Genomic DNA, 11,308 nt, shown 5'->3' with positions numbered 1-11,308 from the left:
CACCGGGCGAGCGCGGCGGTCGTGCGGATGGTCAGCTAGCCGAGCACGTCGGGGTCAGGGTGCCGGCCGTGCCGGTGCCCTGGAAGCCGAACTCGGTGTACTGACCGGCGTTCACGTGCCCGTTGTACGACACGTTGCTCCAGCTGTTGCCCGACCGGGTCACGTTCCAGGAGTTCGTGACGGTCGCGCCCGACGGAAGGGCGAGCCCGACCGTCCAGCCGTTGACGGCGGCCGACCCGGCGGTGACCCGGACGGTCACCACGAAGCCGCCCTGCCACTGGTTCACCGAGCTGGTCGCCGTGCAGCCGCCGCCCGTTCCGCCACCCGGCGTGGGCGAGGCGGAGGAGGTCGACGGGCGCGGGGTGGGCGAGGACGACGACGGCCGCGGGGTGGGTCCCTGGGTGTTGAGGCCCATGAACTCGATCGCCATGGCCGCCTGACCGGCGAGCGGCAGGGAGTGCCCGACGCCGCTGATGCTGATGCCCTCGACCGGCGGGGCGGTGCTCGCGCTGCCGTACCGGGTGCGGGTCCAGCCCGAGCGCGGGGTGTCCGTCAGCGCCGGCGTCTGGCTGACGCCGAGCACGTTGGTCCACTGCTTGATCTCCTCGCCGAAGTTCGGGTAGGCGAGGGTGGTGTCGGTCGTGCCGTGCCAGACCTGCATGCGCGGCCGCGGCCCGCTGTAGCCCGGGTAGGCGTTGCGCACCATGTCGCCCCACACCTGCGGGGTGTAGATGCGCTGCCCGCCGGAGCACTGGCTGTTCCAGGACGAGCCGTCGGTGGTGGCGAAGCAGCCGAAGGGCACCCCCATGAACGCCGCCCCGGCCTTGAACACGTCGGGGTAGTCGCCGAGCAGGACGTTGGTCATCATCCCGCCGGACGAGGCGCCGGTGACGTACACCCGGCCCGGGTCGCCGTTGTAGTGCTGCTCGGTGTAGGTGACCATCGACATGATGCCGACCGGGTCGCTGCCGCCGCCGCGGGTCAGCGCCTGCGGCGACGAGACGTCGAAGCAGCTGCCGCTGCGGGTGGCCGACGGGTAGACGACGATGAAGCCGTACTGGGAGGCGAGCGAGGCGAACTCGGTGCCGGAGTAGAACGCCGGCCCCGAGCCGGTGCAGTAGTGCACGGCCACCAGGATCGGCGGCTTGGCCTGCACGTTGTCGGGCACGAAGAGGTGCATCCGCAGCCCCGACGGGTTGCTGCCGAAGTTGGTGACCTCGGTCAGCGTGGCCGCCTGGGCGGGCTGGGCGATCACGAAGACGCCGGCGAGGGCCAGGGCGAGCCCGGCCGCGACGGCGAGCAGCCGGCGCATGTCAGCTCCCCGAGCAGGTCGGGGTCAGGGTGCCCGCGGTGCCGGTGCCCTGGAAGCCGAACTCGGTGTACTGCCCGGCGTTCACGTGCCCGTTGTACGACACGTTGCTCCAGGTGTTGCCGGAGCGCGCGACGTTCCAGGAGTTCGTGACGGTCGTACCGGAGGGCAGCGCGAGCCCCACCGTCCAGCCGTTGATGGTCGAGCCGGCCGTGACGCGCACGGTGACCACGAACCCGCCCTGCCACTGGTTGACCGACGTGGTCGCCGTGCAGCCCTGGCCGCCGCCGCCCGGGTTGGAGGGCGAGGTGGACGGGGACGGCGACGTGGAGCGCGACGGCGAGGTGGAGACCGGCGGCGGCGAGCTCGTCGAGCCGCCGTTCAGCGCGTCCAATGTGGACGTGTACGCGGCCTTCTTGTTGCCGTTGTTGTCGAACAGCAGCGGGTTGTCGCTGGCCCGCCACGAGTCGCTGTCCCGGATGCCCCACACGGTGATGCCGGTGCAGCGGGCCACGGCCAGGCAGGCCTTGGTGACGCTGGCGTAGGCGGCGGCCTGCTGGGTGCCGGAGTAGGCGATGTCCAGCTCGGTGATCTGCACGTCGACGCCGAGGTCGGCGAAGCGCTGCAGGTTGGCCTGGTAGTCCGAGGTCAGCGGGGAGCCGGAGTTGATGTGCGACTGGAAGCCGACGCAGTCGATCGGCACGCCGCGGGACTTGAAGTCCTTGACCATGTTGTACACGGCCGTGCTCTTCGCGTTGACGCCGTCGGTGTTGTAGTCGTTGTAGCAGAGCTTCGCGCCCGGGTCGGCGGCCCGCGCGGTCTGGAACGCGACCTCGATCCAGTCGTTGCCGGTGCGCTGCAGGTTGGAGTCGCGCCGGCCGCCGCCCCCGCCGTCGGCGAAGGCCTCGTTCACCACGTCCCAGGCGTAGATCTTGCCCTTGTAGTGGGTGGCGACGTTGGTGATGTGGTTGACCATGGCGTTGCGCAGCGCCGTGCCGGACATGTTCTGCGCCCACCCCGGCTGCTGCGAGTGCCAGGCCAGCGCGTGCCCGCGCATCCGCTGGCCGTGCGCGTTGGCGTGCGCCACGATCGCGTCGGCGCTGCCGTAGCTGAACTGGCCCTGGCTGGGCTCGGTGGCGTCCCACTTCATCTCGTTCTCGGGCGTGATCATGTTGAACTCACGGTCGAGAATGCCGCTGTAGGTGGCGTCGCTGAGCTTGTAGTTGGCCACGGCGGTGCCGAAGTACCGGCCCTTGTCCGCGGCCGACGCGCCCAATGTGGTGGCGGCCTGGGCGACGCTCGCCAGGCCGACGGCGGTGGCGATCGCGGCCGTGCCGGCCAGCACGACCGCGATCCGCGTCCTTGTTCTTCTCATGGCGGTAAGACCCTCCGGGCAGTTGCGAATGACCGCTTCAGCATTTCCGGAAAATGCGCGGAAAACAATCGCAACAAAGAGTCTGACCAGGTCGTGGCCGGTATCGAAAATGCAATTCCTGAAACTTACAACGGCCTATCTTTCAGCCTTTTACTGAACCCGTTAAGCCGCCCACGATCCGCCGCTCGGCGAACACGAAGAATCCGATCGCGGGGATCATCGAGGCCGCCGTGTAGGCCAGGATGCGCGCGGTGTCCTGGGCGTACTGCGACTGGAACGCCGCGACCCCCAGCGGCAGCGTGAAGTCGGACGGGTCCGACAGCACGAGCACCGGCAGCAGGTACGCGTTCCAGCTCGTCACGAAGGCCAGGATGGCCACCGTGGTCAGCGCCGGGCGGCTCAGCGGCAGCAGGATCCGCCAGAAGAACCCCAGCCGGCCGGCCCCGTCCATCGCCGCCGCGTCCTCCAGCTCGCCGGGGATGGCGTGCATGAACGGGCGCAGGATGACGATGGTGATCGGCAGCGAGAACGCCGCCTCCGGCAGGGCCACCCCGAGCGGCTGCTCCAGCAGGCCCAGCTGGCGCAGCAGCAGATACAGCGGCAGCGCCGCGGCCGACACCGGGAACAGCAGGCCGATGGTGAACAGCGTGTAGACGCCCTCGCGGCCCTTGAACTGGTAGCGCGACAGGGCGAACGCCGCCATCGCGCCGGCCGCGACCGCCAGGGCCGTCGCGATCACCGCGATGAACGCGCTGTTGCCCATCGCCCGCCAGAACACCGGCGAGGACAGCACCTCGGAGAAGTTGCTCAGCACCCACGGGCTCGGCCAGCCGGCCGGCGCGTTGTTGAGCTGGGCGTTGGTGCGGAAGCCGCCGAGGACCGTGAACACCAGCGGGACCAGTGTGACCCCGACGACGAGCAGGATGGTCAGGTAGCGAAACGGCGTGCCCAGCGACAGCGACCGCGGCGCGGTCACGGCTTTCGGCGCGGTCATGGCGCTCACTCCACGATCCGGGTCAGGGCGCCCTGGGTGTCGCGGCGCAGAGCGAAACGCTGGTAGATCAGCGCGAAGACGAAGCACACGATGAACAGCACGACGGACACGGCGCTGCCGTAGCCGAACTCGTAGCGGGTGAAGCCCCGGTCGAGCAGGTAGGTGGCCATGGTGCTGGAGGCGCTCGCGGGGCCGCCCAGCGTCATGATCCAGACCAGGTCGAACAGCTGCAGCGAGCCGATGACGGACAGGAAGATCCAGATCCGGATGGTCGGGCCGAGCAGCGGCAGGACGATGCTGCGCGTGGTCTGCCAGCTGCTCGCGCCGTCGGTCGCGGCCGCCTCCTTGAGCTCGGCCGGGATGCTCTGCAGGCCGGCCAGCAGCAGGATGATGCCGAAGCCCAGGTACTTCCAGGTGATGACGACGAACAGGGTGTAGAGCACCAGGTCCCCGTCGGCGAGCCAGTCCTGGATGAGCCCGCCGGCCCCGACCGCCTTGAAGATCTGGTCGACGAGGCCGTCCGGCTGCAGCATGAGCAGCCACACGACGGCGGTGATGGCCTCGGAGAGCACGTAGGGCGCGAACACGATGAGGCGCAGCACCGCCCGGCCCCGGATCTTGCCGTTGAGCATCAGCGCGATGCCGATCGCCAGCGGCAGCTGGATGGCCACCGACAGCACCGCGATGATGATGTTGTGCCAGAGCGACTGCCGGAAGACCTCGTCGTCGAGGATCCGGGCGTAGTTGCCGAAGCCGAACCAGGTCCGCGGGCTGAATCCGGTCCACTTGTAGAAGCTGTAGTAGACCGACGCCGCGATCGGCAGCAGCACGAACCCGATGAACAGGATCAGTGCCGGGGACAGCAGCAGCGTCAGCTCGAGCCGCTTGGCCCGGCTCCCGCCCGGCCGGCGGGCCGGTCGCGAGGTGCGACCGGCCCGGGCCGAGGGTGCCGCCGCCACGGCAGTACCACTCGTTTGCGTCATGCCCCTGCTCTTTACTTGTTGGCGACGGCCTTGGTGAAGGCGTCGACGATGCCCTGCGGACTGCCCTTGCCGGCGAAGAAGTCGGCGACGGCGTCGTTGAGGGCCTGGCCCACGCTGGTCGGCAGCGCCTGGTCGAAGTACACCTGGATGTACGGTGCGCTGTTGAGGTACTCCTGGACCGTCTTGAGCGACGGGTCCTGGATCGCCGAGATGGCCTTGGGGTTCGACGGCAGCGTCGCCGTGTTCGTCTGCACCAGCTTGGTCTGCACGTCGGTGCTCGCCACGTACTTCAGGAAGTCCGCGCACGCCGGCCCGGCCTTCACCGCGCAGGAGAAGCCGTCGCCGCCGCCGAGCGCGGTGCCCGGGGTGCCCTTGCCGCCCTCGATCGTCGGGAACGGGAACCAGCTGAGCTTCGAGGCGAACTGCTTGTCCTCGGTCAGCGGGATCATCGTGGGCAGCTCCCAGTCGCCCTGCAGCTCCATCGCGGCCTTGCCGTTGGCGACCAGACCGGCCGAGCTGCCGGCGCCCTGCTGGGCCGGGGTGCCCAGGAACGCGTCCTGGAACGGCTTGGTGTCCAGGAAGGCCTTGAGGTCCTCGCCGGCCTTGACCCAGCACGGGTCGTCCATCTTGAGGTTCTTGACCGTCGCCTTGACCGTGTCCGTGGAACATTCACGGATCGCGAAGTAGGACCACCAGAACGCGTCGGGCCACTTGTCCTTGCTGCCGATCGAGATCGGCGTGATGCCCTTGGCCTTGAGCTTGGTGACGGCGTCGTTGAGCTCGGCCATCGTCTTCGGCGCGGCGGCGATGCCGGCCTGCTCGAAGAGGTCCTTGCGGTACCAGAAGCCGACCACGTGCAGGTCGTAGGGGATGCCGTACTGCTTGCCCTCGACCTGCCAGCCGGTTGCGGCCGCGCCGAGCTCACCGATCCACGGCTTGACCAGGTCGGTCATGTCCATGATCTTGCCGGACTCGACCTGCGTGGCCAGGGCGCCGCCGCCCCACTGCTGGAAGATGCTGGGCGGGTTCGGTGACTGCAGCGCCACCGAGATCTTCGTTTTGAGCGCCTCGTTCTGGGCCGGCTCGACCTTGAACGTCACGTTCGGGTGGTCCTTGTGGTATTGGTCGGCGATGGACTGCCAGACACCCTGGCCCGGTTCCTGGTTGGCGTTGTGCCACCAGGTGAGGGTCACCGGGGCGTTGGCGTCGGCCGGTGCGTCACTGCTGTCGTCTCCGCATGCGGTCAGGGAGGGGAGCGCCATCGACAGCGCGATGGCGATCGCGGCCAGCCTCCGTGGGGTGCTCAGGCGGACGTTCAAATTGATCATCTCCTGACGGGGGCGTGGGCGAGCTTCAGGGGCTCGGCCCTCGATGGACACGGAGTCTGCGCCTTTGTTACGAGCGTTGTCAATCGTTGTCGATAACGTTATCGGACGTTATTGTGCCCTCGTGAAGCCCAGTTCCCGAGTCACGATTCGCGACGTCGCGGCCACCGCCGGCGTCTCGGTCGCGACGGTGTCCAAGGTCCTCAACGCCCGCTACGGCGTGTCCGCGGCGACGAGCGCCCACGTCCAGGCGGTCATCCGCGAAATGGGCTACGAGGCGAGCCTGGTCGCGCAGAGCCTGCGCAACCACAAGACCAACGTGATCGGCATCCTGGTGGCCGACCTCGAGCCGTTCTCCACGGAGCTGCTCAAGGGCGCCGCCAAGGCGATCAAGGGCACCGGGTACGAGCTGGTCGTCTACTCGGCCGGCGGGCGCACCTCGGACCACGCCGGCTGGGAGCAGCGGTACCTTTCACGGCTGTCCGGCACGCTCGTCGACGGCGCGGTGCTCGTCACCCCGACCGTCGTGGACGTCGAGTTCGGCCACTCGGTGGTCGCCGTCGACCCGCACACCGGGCCGACCGGACTGCCCACAGTGGACTCCGACAACCTCGCCGGGGCCCGGATGGCCGTGCGGCACCTGCTGGAACTGGGCCACCGGCGGATCGCCCTCATCGGCGGCCGGCCCGACCTGGAGTCGGCCAAGCTGCGCGAGCAGGGCTACCGCGAGGAGCTGGCCGAGGCGGGCATCGCCGCCGACCCGGAGCTCATCCAGCCCGGCAACTACGACGCCGACGAGTCCGCGGCCGCCGCCCGGCGGCTGCTCGACCGGCCCGGCCGCCCGACCGCCCTGTTCGCCGCGAACGACACCTCGGCCATCGCGGCCATCGAGGTCGCCCACGCGCGGGGGCTGCGGGTACCCGAGGACCTCTCGGTCGTCGGCTTCGACAACGTCCCCGAGGCGGCCCTCGCCTCGCCCTCACTGACCACGGTGGAGCAGCCCATCCACGAGATGGGGCACCGGGCGATCGACCTGCTCATCCAGTTGATGAACGGCGAGCCGGTGGAGCACTCCCACGTCCGGCTGGCCACGCGCCTCGTGGTGCGCCAGTCGACTGCTGTCTTGGAAACGGAGCGTTGAGCGTGACAGAAGCGTGGCGGGACGCCACCCAGCCGGTCGCCGAGCGGGTGGCGGACCTCATGGCGAGAATGTCGCTGCGCGAGAAGGTGGCGCAGATGTACGGGGCCTGGCTCCACGTCGCCGATGCGGCCGACGGGGACCTGCCGCAGGTCGCCCCGCACCAGAACGACCAGGCCCCCGACCCCATCGACTGGCCCGAGCTGGTCCGGCACGGGCTCGGCCAGATCACCCGGCTCTACGGCTCGGCCCCGATCGAGCCCCTCGCCGGCGCCCGCCGCGTCGCCGACCTGCAGCGCCAGATCGTCGCCGGCGGCCGGTTCGGCATCCCGGCCATCGTGCACGAGGAGTGCCTCACCGGCCTCGCGGCCTGGCAGGCCCCGATCTTCCCGACGCCCCTCGCCTGGGGCGCGAGCTTCGACCCGCGCCTCGTCGAGCGGATGGCCGCGCACATCGGCGCGACCATGGCCCGGCTCGGCATCCAGCAGGGCCTCGCGCCGGTCCTCGACGTCGTGCGCGACCTGCGCTGGGGCCGGGTCGAGGAGACCATCGGCGAGGACCCGCACCTGGTCGGCACGATCGGCGCCGCCTACGTGCGCGGCCTGCAGTCGGCGGGCGTGGTGGCCACCCTCAAGCACTTCGTCGGCTACTCCGCGTCCCGGGCCGGGCGCAACCTCGCCCCGGTCTCGATCGGCCCGCGCGAGCTGGCCGACGTGCTGCTGCCGCCGTTCGAGATGGCGCTGCGGGCCGGGGCGCGCTCGGTGATGAACAACTACACCGACATCGACGGGGTGCCGGTGGCCGCCGACCCGACGCTGCTCACCGAGCTGCTGCGGGATCGTCTGGGCTTCGACGGTACCGTCGTGTCGGACTACTTCGCGATCGCGTTCCTCGAGTCGCTGCACGGCGTCGCCGCCGACCGGGCCGCGGCGGCGGCCAACGCGCTGCGGGCCGGCATCGACGTCGAGCTGCCCGGCGTGAACTGCTACGGCGGCCCCCTGCTCAAGGCCCTCGAGGCGGGCGACGTCGACGAGGCGCTGATCGACCGCGCCGTGGCCCGGGTGCTGCGCCAGAAGTTCGAGCTCGGCCTCCTCGACCCCGGCTTCGCCGCCGAGCCGGCCTACCTCGCCGCACCGTCCCCATTGGACGACGCCGAGGCCCGCGACATCGCCCGGCGCCTCGCGGAGCGCTCGATCGTGCTGCTGCACAACGAGTCCGCGCTGCCGCTGCGCCCCGGCGCCCGGCTGGCCGTGGTCGGCCCCGGCGCGCACCGGCCCGACGCGCTGTTCGGCTGCTACTCGTTCCCGCGCCACGTCGGCATCCACCACGAGGGCCTCCCGCTCGGCGTCGACACACCGTCCATCGTGGACGCGCTCGGGGCGGAGTTCGAGGTCGAGTACGCCCAGGGCTGCCCCGTCCTCGGCGGCTCCGACGAGGACATCGCGGCCGCGGCCGCCACCGCCGCCCGGGCCGACGTCTGCGTCGCGGTGCTGGGCGACCTGGCCGGGCTGTTCGGCACCGGCACCTCGGGGGAGGGCTGCGACGCCCGCGACCTGCGGCTGCCCGGCCGCCAGGAGGAGCTGCTGGAGGCGCTGCTCGCCACCGGTACCCCCGTGGTGCTCGTGGTCCTGGCCGGCCGCCCCTACGAGCTGTCCCGGCAGATCGAGCGCCTGGCCGCCGCGGTGTGCACGTTCTTCCCCGGCGAGGAGGGCGCCGCCGCCCTGGCCGGCGTGCTGAGCGGCCGGGTCAACCCGTCGGGCCGGCTCCCGGTCGGCTTCCCGGGCGAGGGCTCGTCCCAGCCGAGCACCTACCTGGCCGCCCCGCTCGGCCGGCGCAGCGAGGTGTCCACGGTGGACCCGAGCGCGCTGTTCCCGTTCGGCCACGGCCTGTCCTATGCCGGCGCCGAGTGGGGGACCGTGTCGCTGCACTCGCCGGACGGGTGGGCCACGGACGGGGAGATCGAGCTGACGGTACCGCTGCGCAACGACTCGGACCGCGAGGTCTCCACCGTCGTGCAGCTCTACGCGCACGACCCCGTCGCGCAGGTCGCCCGCCCGGTCCGCCAGCTGCTCGCCGCCCCGCGGGTCGACCTGGCCCCGGGGGAGTCGCGCACGCTCGTCGTCACCCTGCACGCGGACCTGCTGTCCTACACCGGCCGCGACGGCCGCCGGATCGTCGAACCCGGCGACGTGGAGCTGCTGGTGGCCCGCTCCAGCACCGACGTGCACACCGCGCTGCCGGTCCCGGTGGTCGGCGCTCCCCGCACGGTGGGCGCCGCCCGCCGGCTGCACCCGACGTTCACGCTGCTGCCCTGATCGCTCATGCTCCGAGGGTGATTGGGGTCGCGACCTTCATGCTCAGGGGGTGATTGGGGTGGCCCTCCGCCGTCCGAGGATCGGGTGAGGAGGTGCGTGATGTGCCGATGGCTGGCGTACTCGGGCACGCCGATTCTGCTCGAGGAGCTGCTGTACAAGCCCGAGCACTCGCTGATCGACCAGAGTATGCACGCCCGTCTCGGCGTCGGCACCACCAACGGCGACGGGTTCGGCGTGGGCTGGTACACCCCCGACGGCCCCGCCGAACCCACGCTGTTCCGCGGCACCGGCCCGGCGTGGGGCGACGACAACCTGCGGGAGCTGGCCCACTCGGTGCGCTCCGGGCTGTTCCTGGCCCACATCCGGGCCAGCACCGGCACGCCCGTCCAGCAGACCAACTGCCACCCGTTCCGCCACGGCCGCTGGCTGTGGCTGCACAACGGCCGCATCCGCGGCTTCCCGACGCTCAAGCGCACCCTGATGCTGGCGGTCGACCCGGAGCTGTTCCCCGAGATCGGCGGCTCGACCGACTCGGAGCTGATGTTCTACCTGGCCCTGACCTTCGGCCTGGAACGCGACCCGGTCGGCGCGGTCGAGCGCATGGTCGGCTGGGTCGAGGAGGTGGGCCACCGCTACGGCATCGACCACGCCATGCAGATGACGGTCGCGACCTCGGACGGGCAGCGGCTGTGGTCGTTCCGCTACTCGAGCGAGCGCAACAGCCGTTCGCTGTACTGCAGCACCGCCGTCGAGACCCTGCGCACCATGTACCCGGAGAACCCGGTCCTGCAGCGCGTCACCGAGGGCACCCGGATCGTCGTCTCGGAGCCGCTGGGCGGCCTGGTCGGCGCCTGGCAGCCGATCGCGGAGTCCAGCTACGAGCTCGTCACCCCGGGCATGGACGTGGTGGGCCGCTTCAACCCCCAGTCCGCCCAGGCCGGCCTCCCCGTCCCCGCCACCGTTGGCGCGAATGGCGGGTGACATGGCGCGTTCCGCTAGTGAGCGGTGCCCCGCGGCTCCCTAGCGTCGAAGGCATGCGATCGGCGGACGGAAAGACTGTGCTGGTGACCGGGGCCTCCTCCGGGATGGGCAAGGCGGCGGCGGAGCGGCTGCTGCGTGAGGGGTACACCGTCTACGCGGTGGCCCGGCGGGTCGAGCGGATGGCGGACCTGGCCGAGCGAGGCGCCGTCACGGTGGCCGTGGACGTCACGAGCGACAAGGACCTCGTCGCGCTCGTGGAGCGGATCACCGAGGAGCGCGGCGGGGTCGACGTGCTCGTCAACAACGCCGGGTTCGGGCTGTTCGGCGCGGTCGAGGACGTCACCCTGGACGAGGCCCGCCACCAGTTCGAGGTCAACCTGTTCGCCCTGGCCAGGCTCACCCAGCTGGTACTGCCCGGGATGCGGGAGCGCCAGGCCGGGAAGATCGTGAACATGTCGTCGATGGGCGGGAAGATCTACACGCCGCTCGGGGCCTGGTACCACGCGACCAAGCACGCGGTGGAGGGGTGGTCGGACTGCCTGCGGCTGGAGGTCGGGCCGCTCGGCATCGACGTGATCGTGATCGAGCCGGGGCTGATCGACACCGAGTTCGGCGCGGCGCTCATGGGGCCGCTGCTCGAGCGGTCCGCGCACGGGGCGTACGCCGCGATGGCCCGCCAGGTGGCCGACGGCACGAAGACCCTGTACGCGGGCGGGGCCACCGAGCCGGCGGTGATCGCCGGCGTCATCGCGGGTGCGATCGCGGCGAAACGGCCACGCACGCGCTACGCCGCCGGGAAGTACGCGAAGATGCTGATGTCCATGCGGAGGTGGCTCGGCGACCGGCTCTACGACCGGTCGATCATGGCCAGGCTGTAGGCGAGGCGAG

The 11,308-nt window shown here is 70.9% G+C and carries 9 protein-coding genes; 4 read left to right on the top strand and 5 right to left on the bottom strand.

The window, feature by feature from the left end; genetic code table 11:
* Positions 1 to 31: 31 nt before the first annotated feature.
* The 5 genes from ACQPZ4_RS33915 to ACQPZ4_RS33895 all read right to left on the bottom strand — a co-directional run bounded on the left by ACQPZ4_RS33915 (position 32) and on the right by ACQPZ4_RS33895 (position 5,989).
* Positions 32 to 1,312, bottom strand: a complete 1,281-nt coding sequence (locus ACQPZ4_RS33915) for an extracellular catalytic domain type 1 short-chain-length polyhydroxyalkanoate depolymerase (protein WP_433044787.1) — start codon at positions 1,310 to 1,312, stop codon at positions 32 to 34.
* A 1-nt stretch (position 1,313) separates the two neighbouring features.
* A complete protein-coding gene (locus ACQPZ4_RS33910; RefSeq protein ID WP_433044784.1) occupies positions 1,314 to 2,684 on the bottom strand; it encodes an endo-1,4-beta-xylanase in 1,371 nt (456 codons plus the stop codon).
* Positions 2,685 to 2,826: 142 nt separating this feature from the next.
* Positions 2,827 to 3,678, bottom strand: coding sequence for a carbohydrate ABC transporter permease (locus ACQPZ4_RS33905; protein ID WP_433044781.1), 852 nt, complete (start codon positions 3,676 to 3,678; stop codon positions 2,827 to 2,829).
* 5 nt (positions 3,679 to 3,683) lie between these two features.
* Positions 3,684 to 4,661: a carbohydrate ABC transporter permease gene (locus ACQPZ4_RS33900; protein WP_433044778.1), complete on the bottom strand. Its 978-nt coding sequence runs from the start codon at positions 4,659 to 4,661 to the stop codon at positions 3,684 to 3,686.
* An 11-nt stretch (positions 4,662 to 4,672) separates the two neighbouring features.
* Positions 4,673 to 5,989: an ABC transporter substrate-binding protein gene (locus ACQPZ4_RS33895; protein WP_433044775.1), complete on the bottom strand. Its 1,317-nt coding sequence runs from the start codon at positions 5,987 to 5,989 to the stop codon at positions 4,673 to 4,675.
* A 121-nt stretch (positions 5,990 to 6,110) separates the two neighbouring features.
* Between ACQPZ4_RS33895 and ACQPZ4_RS33890 the strand changes: the two genes are divergently transcribed.
* The 4 genes from ACQPZ4_RS33890 (at position 6,111) to ACQPZ4_RS33875 (ending at position 11,298) form a co-directional block, all read left to right on the top strand.
* Complete coding sequence (locus tag ACQPZ4_RS33890) at positions 6,111 to 7,127, top strand: LacI family DNA-binding transcriptional regulator (protein WP_433044773.1); 1,017 nt, start codon at positions 6,111 to 6,113, stop codon at positions 7,125 to 7,127.
* Positions 7,128 to 7,129: 2 nt separating this feature from the next.
* The gene (locus ACQPZ4_RS33885) at positions 7,130 to 9,439 is read left to right on the top strand and encodes a beta-glucosidase family protein (RefSeq protein WP_433044771.1); all 2,310 of its coding nucleotides are present in this window, start codon (positions 7,130 to 7,132) and stop codon (positions 9,437 to 9,439) included.
* 99 nt (positions 9,440 to 9,538) lie between these two features.
* Positions 9,539 to 10,420 carry a class II glutamine amidotransferase gene (locus ACQPZ4_RS33880; RefSeq protein WP_433044769.1) on the top strand — a complete coding sequence of 294 codons (882 nt, stop codon included), beginning with the start codon at positions 9,539 to 9,541 and terminating at the stop codon, positions 10,418 to 10,420.
* A 53-nt stretch (positions 10,421 to 10,473) separates the two neighbouring features.
* On the top strand, positions 10,474 to 11,298 hold the full coding sequence (locus ACQPZ4_RS33875; protein ID WP_433044766.1) for an oxidoreductase: 825 nt from the start codon (positions 10,474 to 10,476) through the stop codon (positions 11,296 to 11,298).
* The last annotated feature ends 10 nt before the right edge of the window (positions 11,299 to 11,308 follow it).

The organism is Dactylosporangium sp. CS-033363, from assembly GCF_050942475.1.
GTDB lineage: Bacteria > Actinomycetota > Actinomycetes > Mycobacteriales > Micromonosporaceae > Dactylosporangium.
The sequence above is the reverse complement of the archived record's forward strand: the minus strand, read 5'-3'. Positions and strand labels throughout refer to the sequence as shown.